Below are 16,851 nucleotides of genomic sequence, written 5' to 3'. Positions count from 1 at the left end.
GATTGGCGGGGTGCAAGGCGCGGGTTCGGCCGCAAGTGCGGTGCCTGATAGCGCTGCCGGCGACTGGGAGGCCGTGCGCGGCGCTGCCGACATCCAGTACGCCCCGCTTCCCGAACCCAGGGTCCCCGACCCGCAAGGCCCACCCGAATGGCTCAAGGCGCTGGGCCGCTTCCTCGAGGCGATCTTCGAGCCGATCGGGCGGATGCTGGGCATGTCCTGGCCCATTTTTCAGTACGTCCTGATCGCGATCGGTGCGGGGCTGGCGCTGTTCCTGCTGTGGCGAATGATCGTCGAACCGCTGCTCGACCGGCGGCGCAACCGTGCCAGCACCAGCGAGGAGGTCCACTGGGCCCCCGACCGCGCCGAGGCCATGGCCCTGCTCGAGGACGCCGACCGACTGGCTGCCGAGGGCCGCTTCGGCGAGGCCGCGCATCTCCTGTTGCGACGCAGCGTAGGCCAGATCCGCGATGCCCGGCCCGACTGGCTGAACGCTGCCTCCACTGCGCGCGAGATCGCCGTGCTGCCCGCGCTGCCCGAGGCCGGCCGCCGTGCCTTCGCGGTGATTGCCGAACGGGTCGAGCGCGCGGTCTTCGCGCTGCGCGACCTCGACGCGGGCGACTGGAACGCGGCGCGCTTGGCCTATGCGCAGTTCGCCAAGGTCGAACTACGGGCATGAGCGACGCGGACGCAAGGAACGCGGCCCCGATCGCCGTCGGCGCCAACCCGTTCTCGCGCTGGGCCGTCGTGGCCATCGTCGTGCTGGGCGGGCTGTTGTTCGTGGCGCTGCTGTGGATGATCGCCACCGGCACCGGCATGGGGTCGGCCAACGACGGCAAGGCCCATGTCGAGGGCAAGGGGCTCAACGGCTACGCCGCTTTCGCCGGCTACCTCGAACGGCGCGGCTACGCGGTGAGCAGCGTGCGCAACGAAGGCGCGCTCGATCGGCCGGGCTTGCTGGTGCTCACCCCGCCTGCCTACGCCGATGGCGAGGAGATCCAGAAGATCGTCGCGCGCCGCCGCTACCGGGGGGCCACGCTCGTCATCGCACCCAAGTGGATGGCGGCCGCGCCCTCGCGCGAACAGGAAGAGAAGGCGAAGACCGGCTGGGTCCGTCTTTCGGGCATCGCCCCGCCCGAATGGCGCGGGTTCCTCGATACGCTGTCGGTCCAGGTCACGCCTGTGCCGCGCGCGCGCTGGCAAGGGGCGGGCCTTTCGGGCGTGTTGCCGGAAGGACGCTCCGTGCTCTCGGGAGCGGGCGCGGGGCTGGTGCGGATCGTCGCCAGCAGCGACGGCAAGCTGACGCTGGCTGGCTACATGGACGACGGCGGTTCCTATCCGGGACTCGAGAACATCGCGCAGGACCGCGTGCTCCATTCGGGCGAGGACGATGACCTCCATCCCACGATCATGGTCTTCGAGCCGGACCTGCTCGACAACTACGGCATGGCGCGGATCGAGAATGCCCGGCTGGCCGAGGCGCTGGTCCGCGCGGCGGGCCTGAAGCCGGGCGATCCGGTGGTCTTCGACATGACGCTGCCGGGCTACGCGCGCTCGCAGAACCTGCTGACGCTGGCGTTCACCCCGCCGTTCCTCGCCGCGACGCTGTGCCTGCTGCTGGCGGCGCTGGTCGTGGGGTGGAGGGCTTTCCTGCGCTTCGGCCCGCCGCTCGCGCCCGACCGGGTGATCGCCTTCGGCAAGCACGCGCTGGTGAGCAACGCGGCCGGCTTCGTGCGGCGCACCCGGCGCTGGCACCTTCTGGGCGGCCCCTACGCCGACCGCGCGCGCGATCGCCTGGTCCTCTCGCTGGCCCTGCCGCGCGGGGCCGAGGCGGAGCGCACCGAAGCCGCGATCGACCGGGCGCTGGCCGCTCGCCAGCCGGATGCAGAGCCGTTCTCGGTAATCGCTGCCCGCCTGCGTGCAGGCCGCCGTCCTCACGACCTTCTGAAAGCCGCGCGCGATCTCCACGCGCTCGAAAGGATGCTGATTCGATGACCGACACTCTCCCTCCAGACGGACCTTCCGATGCGATCGCCGCCGTCGCCGTGGTGGCGCAGGCGATCCGCGCCGAGGTCGCCAAGGGCGTGGTCGGGCAGGCCGAGACGATCGACCATCTGCTGATCGCGCTGATGGCGCGCGGCCACGTCCTGCTCGAAGGACCGCCGGGCACGGCCAAGACTTTCCTCGCGCAGTGCTTTGCGGCGACGCTGGGCCTCGATTTCGGGCGCATCCAGTTTACGCCGGACCTGATGCCTGGCGATATCCTGGGCTCCAACCTGTTCAATTTCCAGACCAGCCAGTTCACCCTGACCCAAGGCCCGATCTTCTGCGACCTGCTGCTGGCGGACGAGATCAACCGTACCCCGCCCAAGACCCAGGCCGCGCTGCTCGAGGCCATGCAGGAACGCCGCGTTACGCTCGACGGCGCCGCACACAAGCTGCCCCCGCACTTCACGGTGGTGGCGACGCAGAACCCGATCGAGAGCCAGGGCGTCTATCCGCTGCCCGAAGCGCAGCTCGACCGCTTCCTGTTCAAGGTGTTGGTCGATTATCCCAGCGCGGAGGAGGAACGGCGCATCGTCGCCCGTTATGGCGAGAACCGGGGCGCTCCGACGCCTGCGGAAGTCGGCATCGCCGCGATCGTCAGCCCCGCGCAACTGGAGGCGGCGACGCGCGCGGTCGGTGCGGTCAAGCTGGCGGACAGCGTCACCGACTACATCGTGCGGCTGGTGCGCGCGACGCGGGAAAGCCCGGACCTGTCCTCGGGCGCGAGCCCGCGCGCGGCGGTGCTACTGGCCGGCGCGGCGCGGGCGCGGGCGGCGCTGGACGGGCGCGACTACGTGGTGCCCGACGATGTGAAGGCGCTCGCCACTTCGGTCCTGCGCCACCGCCTGCTGCTCAGCCCCGCGGCCGAGATCGAGGGCAAGCAGGTCGAGGCGCTGGTGCGCCAGCTCGTCGAACAGACCGAAGCGCCGCGCTGAGCCCGATGGCGGACGAAACGCCTCCCTCCGTTCGTGTGGAGCGAAGTCGAGACACCGCACGCGGCGCTGGCGGGTCAAAACTTCGCTCGGCACGAGCGAAGGCGGGGAGAGTTGGAAAGGTGCTGGCCGTATGAGCAAGGCCCCGGCCCCCTTGCGCGGCCCGTTCGTGCCCACCGCCCGAGCCGCCGTGCTGCTGGCGCTGGCCGCACCGGTGGCGCTGGTGATCGCGGCGGCGCGGCCGGACTTGTGGATCATCGCACCGGTGGTCGGTCTTGTGGTGCTGGTGCTGATCGCCGTCGATGCGCTGCTGGCCGGCCGGGCGGACGACTTGCGCATCAGCGTGCCCGGCGACGTCGAGGTCGGCGCGGCCGACGCGATCGGGGCGCAAGTCCGCTTTTCCGGCAGGCCCTCGCGCGCCGAAATGGCGCTCGAATGCGACCCGCGCCTTGCGCCCGGCGGCCGGCTGGCGTTCCCGCTCGCATCGGGCGAGGAGGGCTGGAGTGGCGTCGGAGACTTCACCCCGGCCCGTCGCGGCACCGGCCGGATAACCCGCGCCTGGCTGCGCTGGACCGGGCCGCTGGGGCTGGGCGCGCGCCAGTTCACCGGCGATATCGACAAGGCGGTGCGCGTCTGGCCGAATATCGCCGCAGTCCGCTCGCCCGCCCTGCAGACGTTCCTCAAGGACGCGCAGTACGGGTTGCTCGCCCGCCGCATCCGGGGTGAGGGGACGCAGTTCGAATCTCTGGCCGAGTACCAGCCGGGCATGGACCGCCGCCGCATCGACTGGAAAAGTTCGGCTCGCCACGTCCACCTCTACGCCAAGGAATACGAGACCGAGCGCAACAACCAGATCGTCTTCGCCTTCGACTGCGGTCAGACGATGTGCGAGCCGATCGCCGGGATGCCCCGGCTCGACCGCGCGGTGTCGGCCGCGCTCGCCACCGGGTTCGTGGCACTCAAGGGCGGGGACCGGGTGTCGCTGTTCGGTTTTGCTTCTCGGCCCGAAGTCTCGACCCCGTTCATTGCCGCATCGTCCGAGTTCCACCGCCTGCAGCGGGCCGCCGCCGGGCTGGAATACCGCTCGGAGGAGCCCAACTTCACGCTCGCGCTGGCGACCCTGGCCAGCCGGCTCCAGCGCCGCTCGCTGATCGTGGTGTTCTCCGAGTTCACCGACCCGACCAGCGCCGAACTCATGATCGAGAGCATCGGCCGCCTCGTCTCGCGCCACGTCGTGTTGTTCGTGACGATGGCCGACGACGAACTCGAAGGCCTGTCTGCCGCCGCGCCGGAAGACATGGAAGGGCTGTCGATGGCGGTCTCGGCCGACCTCCTGCTGCGCCAGCGCGACCTCGTGACCCGCCGGCTGCGCCAGATCGGCGTCGACGTGATCGAGGCCCCGTGGCAGACCGTGGGCACCCGCCTGCTTGACGCCTATCTCGCCATCAAGCGCTCGGGAGCGATCGGATGAACGCCGTCACGTCGAATGCCGGCGGCAATGCGATCGAGATCGCCGCGCTGCGCTCCGACCGCTTCCGCCTGGACCGGGAGGCCGACTGGCGCCGCCTCGAAGCCATCGTCACCCGCATGGAGAAGGGCCGGTTGCGCGGCATCTCGGACGAGGACCTGCTGGCGCTGCCGGGGCTCTACCGCACCGTCGCCTCCAGCCTTTCGATCGCTCGCGAGACCTCGCTGGACGCCGCCACGCTGGCCTACCTGGAAGCACTGGTGCAGCGGGCATGGTTCGTCGTCTACGGGCCGCGCTCCTCGCTCACCGAATGGCTGCACGGGTTCCTCGGCGGTGGCTGGAGCGCGGCGGTGCGGGGCATCGGCTTCGAAATCCTCGTTGCGCTTGCAGTGATGGTGGCAGGCGTCGCGGTGGGCTGGCTGCTCGTCTCGCACGATCCGGAATGGTATTTCACGCTCGTGGGGCGCGACATGGCCGGCGCCCGCGTGCCCGGCGCCACTGCCGAGGCGCTGCGCGGCACTCTGTTCGGCGAGCGGGAGCAGGACGGCATGAGCGTCTTCGCCGCGCAATTGTTCAGCAACAACGCGCAAGTCTCGATCCTCTCCTTCGCGCTTGGCTTCGCCTTCGGCATCCCGACGCTGCTGCTGCTGATCCACAACCTCGCGCTGCTGGGCGCGATGGGCTGGCTCTACCACGGTGCCGGCCTGCTGACCGACTTCGCCGCCTGGATCTGTGTCCACGGCACCACCGAGCTGTTCGCGATCCTGCTCAGCGGCGCGGCGGGCCTGCACATCGGCCGCGCGCTGGCATTCCCCGGCAACCGCCCGGTCCTCCAGGCGACGGCCGAGGCGGGGCGCCGCGCGGCGGTGGTGATGGCCGGGGTCGTGCTGATGCTGGTGGTCGCGGCGCTGCTCGAGGGTTTCGCGCGCCAGTTGGTCGACGATACGTTCGGCCGCTTCGCGATCGGCGGCTTCATGCTGGCCTTGTGGTGCGCCTACTTCTTCGCGTTTCGCGGCGGGGCCCGCCGGTGAGCGCCGCCCCTGCCCCCCGCCGGGCCCGCCCGCGTGCGAGCCGGAACAAGCAGCGCATCCTCGTCACGCCCGAGGGCATCTCGCTCCCGGTGACGGTGGCGGGACGCGGGGCGCGGCTGGGGGCGCTGATCCTCGATCTGATCTTCATCCTCGTGCTGATGATCGGCTCTACCCTGGCGCTCGCGCAGATCGCGGGCGGCGCCGGCCAGTTCATGCGCGAGGCGCAAGGCAAGGGCGCGGCGGCGCAGGCGCTGCAGTTCCTGATGATCGTGTGGATCGTCATCATGTTCCTGTTCCGCAACGCCTACTTTCTCTACTTCGAGCTGGGTCCGCGCGGGGCCACGCCCGGCAAGCGGCTGACCGGCATCCGCATCGCCGCGCGCGACGGTGGGCGGCTTACTGCCGAGATGGTGATCGCCCGCAACCTGCTGCGCGACATCGAGTTGTTCCTGCCGCTGCCGCTGATCCTGATGGCGGGCGCGGACAGCGGCATGGCGTGGCTGGCGGCGGCGGGCTGGTTCGCCATCTTCCTGCTGTTCCCCCTGTTCAACCGGGACGGGTTGCGCGCGGGGGACATCATCGCCGGAAGCTGGGTGCTGGAACGTCCACGCCAGAAGCTGCAGGCGGCAATGACGGTCGCAAGTGCGCAAGCGACCGTGCCAGCTCGAACGTACCGTTTCGAGGAAGCCGAGCTGGCGGTCTACGGCGAGTTCGAACTGCAGTCGCTGGAACGCGTGCTGCGCGAAAATCGCGGCGATGCGATCGAGGCCGTCTACCACACCATTGCCGCCAAGATCGGCCGCAACGACGGCTGGGGCGACGAACGGGGCTTCCTTTCGGAATACTACACCCAGCTACGGGCGCGGCTGGAGGCGGGCATGCGTATGGGCAAGCGCAAGGCCGACAAGCATGCGGGCGGATAGGGCCATGATCGAGGCCCTGCGCATCGTGCCCGACGACCTGACCGGAGAGGCGGTGCTGGCGCTACTGCAGCATCACCTCGGCGAGATGCACCGCTGGTCGCCGGCCGGAAGCGTCCACGCCATGCCGGCCGAGCGCCTTCGCCAGCCGGACGTCGCGTTCTTCTCCGCCTGGGACGGAGACGTGCTGGCCGGCTGCGGCGCGATCAAGCACCTTGGCGGCGGCCACGGCGAACTCAAGTCGATGCGCGCTGCGCCGGCCTATCGCGGCCGGGGGGTGGGCAGGGCGATCCTCCTGCACCTGCTGGAGGAGGCGCGTTCACGCGGCTACGTCCGGGTTAGCCTGGAAACCGGCCGACCCGCGCCGTTCGAGGCCGCCCAGGGTCTCTACCGTGCGCACGGCTTCGTCGAATGCCCGCCCTTTGGCGACTATGTGTCGGACGCGTTCTCGATGTGCATGACGCGGGCGCTGTGAGCGGCGATTGACGCGTGGGCGCGGGCCGGCATAAGTTCGGCCATGGATCTTCGTCTTGCCGCGGCCGCCGATGCCGCCCCGCTCGCCGAGCTTGGCGCCCGCAGTTTCGTCGCCAAGTTCGGCCACCTCTATCGTCCCGAAGACCTCGCTTCGTTCCTCCAGGGATCGCACAGCACGGACAAGGTCGCCGGGGAAATCGCCGACCCCAGGTTGCGCATCATGCTGGCCGAGGAAGACGGTCGCCTGCTGGGCTTCTGCAAGCTGGTGATGGAGTGCGGCTGGCCCGACCACGCGCGGGGCGCAACGGTGATCGAACTCAAGCAGCTCTACACCGATCCCGAGGCCACCGGGCGCGGCATCGGCGCCGGGCTGATGGACTGGGCGATGGCGGAAGCGACATCCTTCGGAGCGGACGAGGTCCAGCTTTCGGTCTATTCCGACAACCCCGGGGCGCAGAAGTTCTATGCCCGCTACGGCTTCGGCAAGGTCGCCGACATCCACTTCATGGTCGGCGACCAGCGCGACGAGGAGTTTCTCTTCGCGAAAGTGATCTGAAGGCGGGATGCCCCCGACGACGATACAATCCGCGATTACCCCCAAGCGAAGGATCCGCTACTCCGCCGCGACGGCTGCCTGCGCCTGCGCTTCCGCCGCCTCGATCTCGGCCGCCTTGGCTTCGACGAGGCTGACGATGTGTTCCAGCATGGTCTCGCTCTGGATGGTGTGATCGGACACGCCCGACAGGTACACCATGTGCTTGCCGTTGCCGCCGCCGGTCAGGCCGATGTCGGTCTCGCGCGCTTCGCCGGGGCCGTTGACGACGCAGCCGAGGACCGACAGCGAGAGCGGGGTCTTGATGTGCTGCAGGCGTTCTTCCAGCGCCTCCACGGTGCGGATCACGTCGAAGCCCTGCCGTGCGCAGCTGGGGCAAGAGACGACGCGCACGCCGCGGGTGCGCAGGCCCAGCGCTTTCAGCATTTCGAAGCCGACGCGCACTTCCTCCTCGGGCTCGGCCGAGAGCGATACGCGCAAGGTGTCGCCGATGCCCGACCACAGCAGCATGCCCATGCCGATCGAGGACTTGACCGTCCCGCCGATGAGGCCACCCGCCTCGGTGATGCCGAGGTGCAGCGGGCAGTCCACCGCGTCGGCGAGGCCCTGGTAGGCGGCAACGGCGAGGAACACGTCGGAGGCCTTCACCGCCACCTTGTATTCGTGGAAGTCGTGGTCCTGCAGCAGCTTGATGTGGTCCAGCGCCGATTCGACGAGCGCTTCGGGGCACGGCTCGCCGTACTTTTCGAGGAGGTGTCGCTCCAGGCTGCCGGCGTTGACGCCGATGCGGATGGCGCAGCCGTTGGCCTTGGCGGCGCGGACCACTTCGGCAACGCGCTCGGCCGAGCCGATGTTGCCGGGGTTGATGCGCAGGCACGCAGCGCCGGCATCGGCCGCCTCGAGGGCGCGCTTGTAGTGGAAATGGATGTCGGCGATCAGCGGCACCCGCGCGGCACGGACGATCTCGCGGAAGGCGGCGGTGCTTTCGACGTCCGGGCACGAGACGCGGATGAGGTCGGCGCCCGCGTCCTCGCAGCGGCGGATCTGGTCGATCGTGGCGCCGGCGTCGGACGTGAGGGTGTTGGTCATGGTCTGCACCGTGATCGGGGCATCGCCGCCGACGGGGACGGCGCCGACCATGATCTGGCGGCTCTTGCGGCGCTCGATGTCGCGCCAGGGACGGATGGAAGACATGGCGCTCCTATAGGCCTTCGGCGTGACGGAATGAAGCCGATTCCCGCATCACCTTTCACCTGCCCGGCAATTGCGGCATTGAGGCGCCATGATCGACGAAATGCTGACCGACGACGAGCACCGCGAACTGCCCCTGCTGTTCGGCCGGGTCCTGGACGGCGAAGGCGGCGCGCGGGCGATCGGCTGGGTCGAGGCGCAGGATTGGCAGCCCTCGCGCGAGGGTGAAGTCCTGTGGATACACCTGCTGCGCACGCATCCGGGCGTCGAGGGCTGGCTGCAGGAGCGGCTCGCCATTCCCGAGCCGACGGCCGAACTGCTCACCAGCGACGCGACCCGCCCCCGCGCCTTCCGCGAGGGGCAGGCGCTCGTCGCCACGCTGCGCGGGATCAACTTCAACCCCGGCGCCGCGCCCGAGGACATGCTCTCAATCCAGGTGTGGAGCGACGGCCGGCGCGTGGTGACACTGCGCCGGGCGCCGTTGCAGACGCCGCGGCTGGTCTGCAACGAACTCGATGGGGGGATAGGCCCGGTCGACGCCGGCTCGCTCGTCACCGCGATCACCGAGCACCTGATCGACCGCATGAGCCACGCCATCGTCGACATGAACGCGATGATCGATGAGATCGAGGACGAGACGGCCGGCAACGATCCGGTCGATACGCTCGACAAGATCGCGACCATCCGCCGCAACTGCCTGGCCCTCAAGCGTCACATGTCGCCCCAGCACGAGGCGCTGATCGCCATTTCCAGCGGCGCTCCAGGCTGGTTCGAGGACCACGACCGCCGCGAGATCGCCGAATCCATCGCGCGCCTGCGCCGCTATCTCGACGACCTCGACATCAGCAAGGAATCGGCGCTGGTCCTTCAGGACGACATGCGCGCCCGCGCCGCCGCGAATACCCAGCGGACCCAGTACGTGCTCGCGGTGGTGGCGGGGATATTCCTGCCGCTTACCTTCATCACCGGGCTGCTGGGCATCAACGTCGGCGACATTCCGCTGGCCCAGGCCGGTTCGAACGGCTTCTGGATCGTATCCGGCCTGTGCGGGGCGATCCTGGTGGTGGAGATCCTGCTGCTGCGCCGGCTCAAGTGGTTCTGAGGCCCGGATCGGCCGCCGCTGATCTCAGGCCCTGACGTCCGCCCAGTCCGGGTGGCGCTTGAAGGCGACGTCGACGTAGCTGCACAGCGGCGCGATCCGGAAGCCGTTCTCGCGCGCGTCGGCGACCATCGCCTCGACCAGCCGTCCCGCCACGCCGCGACCGCCGATGGCCGAAGGGACCAGCGTGTGCTCGGCGTAGCGCACGCCATCGCGCTCGGTCCAGGTCAGGCGGCCGATCTGGTCGCTGTCGGCGACGTGGGCCTGGTATTCGCCGGCCTGTCCAGTCTCGTGCTTGGTAATCGTGACGCCGACCATGGACGGTTCTCCTCGTTGTATTGTGCAGGCGCTTGACGCCGGGGGCGTGCGCTCGCAGGGCATATGGTCATGCAGTTCACCTCCGACAATGCCGCCGCCGTCCATCCCTCCGTCTGGAAGGCGATGATGGCGGCAGACGCGCCCGACGCGCCCTACGACGGCGATGCGCTAAGCCGCCGCCTCGACGCCGCGTTCACCGACCTGTTCGAACGCGAGTGCGCAGTGCTGTGGGTGGCGACCGGCACGGCGGCCAACTGCCTCGCGCTCGCAGCGCTGGCGCCCCCGCACGGGGCCGTGGTGTGTCATCGCGAGGCGCATATCGAGATGGACGAGGCCGGCGCGCCCGGTTTCTTCCTCCACGGCGCTAAGCTGCTGCTGGCCGATGGGGAGAGCGCCAAAGTGACGCCGCAGACGCTGGCGGCGGTGGTCGACCCGATCCGCGACGACGTCCACCAGGTCCAGCCGCATGCGATCTCGATTACCCAGGCGAGCGAGTACGGCTGCGTCTACCGGCCCGCCGAAGTCGCCGCCATCGCGGCCTTCGCCAGGTCTCGCAAGCTCGGCCTGCACATGGACGGCGCTCGTTTCGCCAACGCCGTGGCGCACCTCGGCTGCTCACCCGCCGAAGCCGCCGGCGACGTCGACGCGCTGAGCTTCGGCTTCGTCAAGAACGGGGCCATGGGGGCCGAGGCGATTGTCTTCTTCGACGTCGAGGCGGCGCGCACGATCCGCTATCGCCGCAAGCGCGCGGGCCACCTGCAGTCCAAGGGCCGCTTCATGGCCGCGCAGATCCTGGCGATGCTGGAAGGCGACCTGTGGATCGCCAACGCCCGCGCCGCCAATGCCGCCGCCGCCGGGATCGCCGCCTCCGCGCGGGACCGCCTGCTCCATCCGGTCGAGGCGAACGAGGTGTTCCTCACCTGCACCCTCGCCGAGCGCGAAGCCCTGCGCGCAGCGGGTTTCGCCTTCTACGACTGGGGCCCGGACGCCGCGCGCCTGGTGACTTCGTGGGATGCCCAAGCCGAGCACGTGGCAGCGCTGGCGGCGGCGATCGCCGGGCTATGACGGCACCGGCAGGAGAGCCTTCGATGCTGCGCCCCGCGGTGGCGCTGCCGTTCCTGCTCGTGGTGCTGATCTGGGGATCGACCTGGTGGGTCATCACCGGCCAAATCGGCACGGTCCCCGCGAGCTGGTCGGTGACCTGGCGCTTCGTGCTAGCGACGCCGGCGATGTTCGCCGTGGCGGCGGTCATGGGCAAGTCCCTTAAGCTGGGGGCGGACGGCCACCGGCTGGCGTTCCTCGTCGGGCTGACGCAGTTCTGCGGCAACTACAACTTCGTCTACCGTGCCGAACTCCACCTCACCTCGGGGATCGTGGCGCTGATGATCGCGCTGATGCTGGTGCCCAATGCGGTGCTGGCGCGGGTCTTGCTCAGGCAGCCGATCCTGCCGCGCTTCGCAGGGGGCAGCGCGATCGCCATCGCCGGGATCGCCTTGCTGCTGCTCAACGAATCGCGGATGGCGCCGGTCGGCGGCCAGGTGCTGCTTGGCGTCGTCTTCGCATTGGTGGCGACGCTCTGCGCCTCGGTCTCGAACGTGATCCAGGCCAACGAGGTCGGCAGCCGGCTGCCAATGGTGAGCCTGCTGGCCTGGGCGATGCTCTATGGCGCGCTGTGCGACGCAGCGGTGGCCTTCGCGACGGCGGGGCCTCCGGTCCTGCCGACCGACGCCGCCTACTGGCTGGGCACCGCCTATCTCGCGATGATCGGCTCGGTGGTGACGTTCCCCCTCTACTACACGCTGGTCCGCCAGCTCGGCGCGGGCAGGGCGGCCTATAACGGCGTCGCGGTGGTGGTCGTCGCCATGCTGTTCTCGACGTTCCTGGAAGGCTACTGCTGGTCGCTGCTCGCAGGTGCCGGAGCGGCGCTGGCGACGGCGGGGCTCGTCGTGGCGCTGAGCGCGCGCAAGCCCTCGACGTAAGTGGGATAGCGGGGCCGCCAGCCCAGCACCCGCCGGGCCTTGCCATTGGCGACGCGGCGGTTCTCGGCATAGAAGCCCTGGGCCATGGGCGAGAGGCCGGCTTCCTCCAGCGTCTGGAGCGGCGGCGGCGCGATGCCGGCGATGCGGCAGGCTTCCTCCACCAGCTGGTTCTGCGAACAGGGCAGATCGTCGGCGAGGTTGTAGGCACCGGCCGGGGCATCGAGCCCGGCCAGCACGCCCGCGGCGATGTCCTCGACGTGGGCGCGGCTGAACACCTGGTCCCGCAAGTCGATACGGTGCGCGCGGCCTTGCGCGAGGCGATCGAACACCGAGCGGCCGGGGCCATAGATCCCGGGCAGGCGATGGACCCGCGCGCCCAGAGCCAGCCACGCCGCATCCGCCTCGGCCCGGGCGGTGCGGCGGCCCGCGCCGGTGGGGGCGCTCTCGTCGACCCAGGCGCCGCCGGTGTCGCCGTAGACGCCGGTGGAGGAGAGGTAGGACAACGGCGTGCCGCGCAGCGCATCGCCGTAGCGGTCGAGCACCGGATCGAGCGGTTCGCCCCGCCCCTCGCGACCCGGCGGCACCGACGAAAGCACATGGTCGCTATCGGCCAGCGCCACGCGGACGTTGCCCTCGTCGTCGAAGGCGAGAGTGCCCTCACGGCCGGTCGAGATCACTTCCCAGCCCCGGGCCTCGAAGCGGGCCGCAACGAAGTGCGCGGTGTAACCGAGGCCGAAGATGAACAGGCGAGGCATGGGCGAGGTCCTAGACCGCATCGTGCATTCGCGAAAGCGTCTCTCGCAGGAGTGGCTCGAACCGACCCAAATTCATGTCGACCCGCATTCTTGCCATACCCATGCATCCGACTTGTCGATAGACTGGCCGCTTCCCAACAAGATTCGGAAAAATATCATGAAATCAGGTGGTTCGTGCCGGATTGTGCCGTGCTTCGCTTTGCTCGCCGCAAGCACGGCGGTTCACGGCTCCCCCGGGCAGGGCGACCAGATGCGCCCGGATGCGACGGAAGCTCGGCCTGCGGCGGCCCAGGCAGGTAATCCCCGCGCGGTGCGCGGGCTGAAGGCCGAAGTCACGACCAAGTGGGAGCACAGCGGCTTTCCCGCCGAGAAGGAAGGGGCGATCTGGCCGTCAGAAACCCATTTCGCTTGGACGTTCAACAAGGAATTCAACGAAATGAATTCGGTCGAAACGGAGTCGACGGCGTTTGCGCTCATGGCGATCGCCAACAACAACCGCTCGCAAGCAACAGTAGATAGAACCGGGGATGGCCGAAGATCACCCCGACGAGTGCGAGTCCTTAAAACAGCAGCGGCTCGCCCAGCATCGCGTGCTTGACGTTCGACGACTGCGCCAGCACTGCAGCTACCGCAGCATTCTCACACAGCGCCATGAACAGTCCGAAAAAGGCGATGGCCCCAAGAGAATCTAGAGGGATGACGAAGCCGGAAAGCTCGAAAGCAAGATCGCGACGATCGCGGCGGGCCTGGTCGTCGCGGGTGACCTCGCGGTCCCCGACTGCGTCGAGCAGGACATCGTTCGCCTGATAGACGTCGTCCATGGTCACGACCATGTGCTGACCAAGCAGTTCGATCAGACCCGTGCCCACGTCGAGCGTTTCGCCCATGACCACGGCAAGCACAGTCATGACGGCGGCATCGTCCAGCGCGATCAGCTAGATCAGCAGGTCGCATATGCCGTGCCCGTCCAGATCGCTGCCGCTGACGGTCGGCGTTTCGGCATCAAGCCCGAGCAGATCGAAAACCTTACGCCGCCTTGCATCGAACCTGCCTTCCGACAGACACCCTTCGACGCTTTCGGCCACCGCATCGCGGGGCGCCGGCACCACGCCGAACAAGCAGCCGTTATACCTGTCATCCTTCGCCCCTGCGATTGGCATGGGGCGCCCTTTGGCAAACTGATGGCAACGCCGACAGACGGCGCTCAGTGACACAATGGCCGGACCAGGACGAAGCCTTCCTGGACGTAATGCGGTCAGTAAGGGCGGACGTCGAGAAACTCGGGCCGATCGAGACCAACAGCATGCCCCCACACTCCTTCGGCTGCCCCTCACCGAGCCGCTTAGCAGCAATGGGTTTCGAGCCAGAGCTCACGGGCTCGCCAGCGCTCGACTTCTTCCGGATCGGCGAGCAGGGCTTCCACAGGGCCGATTGCGTATGTCGTCACGGATATGGCCTGCCCTCGCTTCATCTAGGCCGTGCCCTGCTGCATCAGCTTGCTATCCTTGGTCCAGCGGAGGCGTTCCTTGTTTGTTATTGGCAGGACAGCCAATAGTTCCCTCGCGGTCAGTGGTCGCCGGGCAATCCGGAAGAGCTTGTGCGACATGACCTCCAGGAGGGGATGCAAAAGGAAACCATCGACCTTCGGTACAAACTGCGCCTCGTTCTCATCGAGCCATTGGATGCGCGCGGACCGTTTTATGGTCGATCGTAAACAGCGCTTGGCTTCGCCTTGACGAAGAGCGAGCCCCAGGGGACCTGTCAGGCATTCCGCGAGCGATAAAACGAGGCCGCCTTCGTCTTGGCCTGCTGCCGGGTAATCGGCAATCTCGAGCGCTGCGCCAAGGCATTCGGCTTCTCACTCCAGGAACTGCAGTCAGAGCCCGAGACAGCTGTTTCTTAGGAAAGCCATCGCGTATTTCGCCAGGGATGCAAAGTGAGATACGCATTTGTTGCCGAGCATCGTGACCAGTTCCGGGTTCGATCGATGTGTCGGTGCCTGCGCATCCAGCCCAGCGGCTTCTATGCCTGGCAGAAGAACCCGCTGAGCCAACGTGCCCGGGAAGATGTTCGGCAGACGAAGTTGATCCGGCAAGCCTGGAACGACAGCGGCAAAGTCTATGGCTACCGCAAGTTGCACGACGACCTACTGGATCAGGGTGAGACCTGCTCCCCGCACCGTGTTGCCCGGTTGACGAGGCTGGCAGGTATCAAGGCGCAGATCGGCTACAAGCGTCGACCGGGGAGCTATGGCGGCAAGCCATCCCTGGCGGTCGACAATACTCTGGACCGGCAGTTCGACGTCGCTGCCCCCGACAGGGCCTGGGTGACCGACATCACCTACATCCGCACCCTGGAGGGCTTTGCTTATCTGGCCGTTGTGATTGATCTCTATTCCCGCCGCGTGGTGGGCTGGTCGATGCAGAGCAGGCAGACCACCGATGCGGTGCTGCAAGCGCTGCGCATGGCTGTATGGCGGCGCAAGCCGAAGCAGCGGGTGCTGATCCATTCGGATCAGGACTCGCAGTTCACCAGCATGGACTGGGCGGCCTTCATTCGGGCTCACGATCTTGAGCATTCGATGAGCCGGCGCGGCAACTGCCATGACAACGCCGTCGCCGAGAGTTTCTTCTCCTCGCTCAAGCGTGAGCGCATTCGGCGCCGCACCTATAAAACACGCGAGGAAGCCCGGCAGGACGTGTTCGATTACATCGAGATGTTCTACAACCCGGTGCGCAAGCAGGTCAGGAACGGGATGCTGTCACCCGCCCAGTTCGAACGGCAGCAGATTTTGTCGGACTTCAACCGAGCCGTCACCACGGGGTAGCGAAAAGTGGCGCTGGCCAGTTGCAAGGTTCGCGTTGCCGTTGCGGGGGCCCATGCTCTGTCACCATCGCGCGCCGCTTGTTGCAATATTCCTGGGCGATTATGGTGAACGTGTTGGTCGCAAGCGCTTGCCCTCCGAGCTTTTCGCGCAGAGGGGTCTTTGCCTTCCGCGAGCATGTCTCGGGCAACGTCTCGCTGCTTTCGCGCGTCTCGTAGGCTTACCCGAGGGTATTCGCCCAAGTCAGCTTCTTTTCGATGCTCTTGAAGGGATATTTCATCTTCCACAGTTTGGAGCCTGAAGGTGAGATCAGCAGGAACAGGCCCAGCATATCGCTGACTTTTTAGAACTCGTCTTTTGCCTTTGCATTCCGAATCGCAACGTCGGTTAAGGGCATAAGTTTGGCCTTTCCTCGGCGAGGCCCCCACGCGGGGGCCCCGGTCAAAAATCGGCTCATTATTTCCGCCAAAAGGCCCCCAAGCTTCGAGAGCTGCCATGAAACGACGCGAAACTTCACGAACCGGATGACCCGAAATACAGCAGAATTCAGCGGTTTACAAAGCTGTATAGGATGTGGTGAGATCGAGAATTGGAGCGGGTAGCGGGAGACTGCCAGACCTGCGAGCCGGGTCTGAGTGTACCCTGTTGATCTAGCGCGATTTCTTGCGTGGCCGGGTTCGGTTCGGTAGCGGGAATACAATTCCCGGACTTTTAATTCATGAAATCAGTCAGGTATCCTACGTTCTTCGCTCGGTGGCCCCCAAGCAATGCCCGGGAATCTTTGGATGCAGTTGGATTGCCACGGACAGGGAAACGCGGTGATTCGATCGAAGATGTCGATCATGCATGTATCAGCAACGACATCTTCTTAAACAGTCAGGTTGCGACCACCTCAAGCCGTTCCAGAAAAGCTTCGGAATGTCCGGTCACGCCAGAACCTGTCATCGGAGAGCCAATTAGCGGTCGAGCAGGTACGCGCCCTAAGCGGTTGCCCGGCCGGCGATCGAAACCGCCCAAAAGCTGACACCTCGAAATAGCGCCGGATCTAGACGAAACGTCCGCAAAAGGCGTTGAGATGGGATATTGAAGTTGGGGCGCAGGCCAGTCATGTTCGATCACTATGGTTGGGTTGTCCTTACGCTGCGTAAACCTCACGAGCATCACCGTGTCGCCTTCACTCCGGAATGGTTTGACCTCGCGGCCTCATCGCGTTGGAGGCGGCGGCCACTGGGTTGATGCGCGGCAAGGGCAGCGCACACTCCAT

At 67.4% G+C, this 16,851-nt stretch carries 18 protein-coding genes and 1 pseudogene; 13 read left to right on the top strand and 6 right to left on the bottom strand.

Annotated features, from left to right (window positions below; translation table 11 throughout):
* The first annotated feature begins 40 nt into the window (after positions 1-40).
* From ACFFDA_RS21175 to ACFFDA_RS21140, 8 genes are all read left to right on the top strand, one after another.
* A complete protein-coding gene (locus tag ACFFDA_RS21175; RefSeq protein ID WP_404479266.1) occupies positions 41-676 on the top strand; it encodes a hypothetical protein in 636 nt (211 codons plus the stop codon).
* Entirely contained in the window at positions 673-1,992 is a 1,320-nt protein-coding gene (locus ACFFDA_RS21170) for a DUF4350 domain-containing protein (RefSeq protein ID WP_404479265.1), read from the top strand. The genes ACFFDA_RS21175 and ACFFDA_RS21170 overlap by 4 nt, the downstream gene beginning before the upstream one ends.
* On the top strand, positions 1,989-2,978 hold the full coding sequence (locus ACFFDA_RS21165) for an AAA family ATPase (RefSeq protein WP_404479264.1): 990 nt from the start codon (positions 1,989-1,991) through the stop codon (positions 2,976-2,978). Before ACFFDA_RS21170 ends, ACFFDA_RS21165 begins: the two co-directional genes overlap by 4 nt.
* Before the next feature lie 130 nt (positions 2,979-3,108).
* Positions 3,109-4,446 (top strand): DUF58 domain-containing protein, encoded by a 1,338-nt coding sequence (locus tag ACFFDA_RS21160; protein ID WP_404479263.1) that lies wholly within the window; start codon positions 3,109-3,111, stop codon positions 4,444-4,446.
* Positions 4,443-5,474 carry a stage II sporulation protein M gene (locus tag ACFFDA_RS21155; protein ID WP_404479262.1) on the top strand — a complete coding sequence of 344 codons (1,032 nt, stop codon included), beginning with the start codon at positions 4,443-4,445 and terminating at the stop codon, positions 5,472-5,474. The genes ACFFDA_RS21160 and ACFFDA_RS21155 overlap by 4 nt, the downstream gene beginning before the upstream one ends.
* Positions 5,471-6,397: an RDD family protein gene (locus ACFFDA_RS21150; RefSeq protein ID WP_404479261.1), complete on the top strand. Its 927-nt coding sequence runs from the start codon at positions 5,471-5,473 to the stop codon at positions 6,395-6,397. Before ACFFDA_RS21155 ends, ACFFDA_RS21150 begins: the two co-directional genes overlap by 4 nt.
* A gap of 4 nt (positions 6,398-6,401) precedes the next feature.
* On the top strand, positions 6,402-6,869 hold the full coding sequence (locus ACFFDA_RS21145) for a GNAT family N-acetyltransferase (RefSeq protein ID WP_404482818.1): 468 nt from the start codon (positions 6,402-6,404) through the stop codon (positions 6,867-6,869).
* 42 nt (positions 6,870-6,911) lie between these two features.
* Entirely contained in the window at positions 6,912-7,424 is a 513-nt protein-coding gene (locus ACFFDA_RS21140) for a GNAT family N-acetyltransferase (protein ID WP_404479260.1), read from the top strand.
* Positions 7,425-7,481: 57 nt separating this feature from the next.
* Here the strand turns inward: ACFFDA_RS21140 and ispG are convergent, their stop codons facing one another.
* Positions 7,482-8,615: a flavodoxin-dependent (E)-4-hydroxy-3-methylbut-2-enyl-diphosphate synthase gene (ispG, locus tag ACFFDA_RS21135; RefSeq protein WP_404479259.1), complete on the bottom strand. Its 1,134-nt coding sequence runs from the start codon at positions 8,613-8,615 to the stop codon at positions 7,482-7,484.
* An 88-nt stretch (positions 8,616-8,703) separates the two neighbouring features.
* Between ispG and ACFFDA_RS21130 the strand changes: the two genes are divergently transcribed.
* Positions 8,704-9,714 (top strand): CorA family divalent cation transporter, encoded by a 1,011-nt coding sequence (locus ACFFDA_RS21130; protein WP_404482748.1) that lies wholly within the window; start codon positions 8,704-8,706, stop codon positions 9,712-9,714.
* 24 nt (positions 9,715-9,738) lie between these two features.
* Here the strand turns inward: ACFFDA_RS21130 and ACFFDA_RS21125 are convergent, their stop codons facing one another.
* Complete coding sequence (locus ACFFDA_RS21125; RefSeq protein ID WP_404482747.1) at positions 9,739-10,029, bottom strand: GNAT family N-acetyltransferase; 291 nt, start codon at positions 10,027-10,029, stop codon at positions 9,739-9,741.
* Positions 10,030-10,098: 69 nt separating this feature from the next.
* Between ACFFDA_RS21125 and ACFFDA_RS21120 the strand changes: the two genes are divergently transcribed.
* Together ACFFDA_RS21120 and ACFFDA_RS21115 are read left to right on the top strand one after the other, a co-directional pair.
* Positions 10,099-11,094, top strand: a complete 996-nt coding sequence (locus ACFFDA_RS21120) for a threonine aldolase family protein (protein WP_404482746.1) — start codon at positions 10,099-10,101, stop codon at positions 11,092-11,094.
* 23 nt (positions 11,095-11,117) lie between these two features.
* A complete protein-coding gene (locus tag ACFFDA_RS21115) occupies positions 11,118-12,008 on the top strand; it encodes a DMT family transporter (RefSeq protein WP_404482745.1) in 891 nt (296 codons plus the stop codon).
* On the opposite strand, the gene ACFFDA_RS21110 is transcribed toward ACFFDA_RS21115, so the two are convergent.
* The gene (locus ACFFDA_RS21110; RefSeq protein ID WP_404482744.1) at positions 11,918-12,763 is read right to left on the bottom strand and encodes an SDR family NAD(P)-dependent oxidoreductase; all 846 of its coding nucleotides are present in this window, start codon (positions 12,761-12,763) and stop codon (positions 11,918-11,920) included. The two genes, ACFFDA_RS21115 and ACFFDA_RS21110, sit on opposite strands and share 91 nt — an antisense overlap.
* Between ACFFDA_RS21110 and ACFFDA_RS21105 the strand changes: the two genes are divergently transcribed.
* Positions 12,762-13,361 carry a hypothetical protein gene (locus tag ACFFDA_RS21105; RefSeq protein ID WP_404482743.1) on the top strand — a complete coding sequence of 200 codons (600 nt, stop codon included), beginning with the start codon at positions 12,762-12,764 and terminating at the stop codon, positions 13,359-13,361. The two genes, ACFFDA_RS21110 and ACFFDA_RS21105, sit on opposite strands and share 2 nt — an antisense overlap.
* Here the strand turns inward: ACFFDA_RS21105 and ACFFDA_RS21100 are convergent.
* Both ACFFDA_RS21100 and ACFFDA_RS21095 read right to left on the bottom strand, forming a co-directional pair.
* Complete coding sequence (locus ACFFDA_RS21100; RefSeq protein ID WP_404482742.1) at positions 13,324-13,671, bottom strand: hypothetical protein; 348 nt, start codon at positions 13,669-13,671, stop codon at positions 13,324-13,326. The genes ACFFDA_RS21105 and ACFFDA_RS21100 overlap by 38 nt on opposite strands.
* A 27-nt stretch (positions 13,672-13,698) precedes the next feature.
* Complete coding sequence (locus ACFFDA_RS21095; RefSeq protein WP_404482741.1) at positions 13,699-13,923, bottom strand: hypothetical protein; 225 nt, start codon at positions 13,921-13,923, stop codon at positions 13,699-13,701.
* Between the two features lie 743 nt (positions 13,924-14,666).
* On the opposite strand from ACFFDA_RS21095, the pseudogene ACFFDA_RS21090 reads away from it, so the two are divergent.
* Positions 14,667-15,590, top strand: a pseudogene (locus tag ACFFDA_RS21090) (IS3 family transposase); the annotation flags it as partial.
* Here ACFFDA_RS21090 and ACFFDA_RS21085 read toward each other — a convergent pair.
* A complete protein-coding gene (locus tag ACFFDA_RS21085; protein WP_404482740.1) occupies positions 15,485-16,084 on the bottom strand; it encodes an Arm DNA-binding domain-containing protein in 600 nt (199 codons plus the stop codon). The pseudogene ACFFDA_RS21090 and the gene ACFFDA_RS21085 sit on opposite strands and share 106 nt — an antisense overlap.
* Positions 16,085-16,851: the final 767 nt, after the last annotated feature.

The sequence above is a fragment of the Novosphingobium sp. BL-52-GroH genome, assembly GCF_044813085.1.
In the GTDB taxonomy this organism is placed as follows: domain Bacteria; phylum Pseudomonadota; class Alphaproteobacteria; order Sphingomonadales; family Sphingomonadaceae; genus Novosphingobium.
This window is presented reverse-complemented; position numbering and strand designations above follow the sequence as displayed.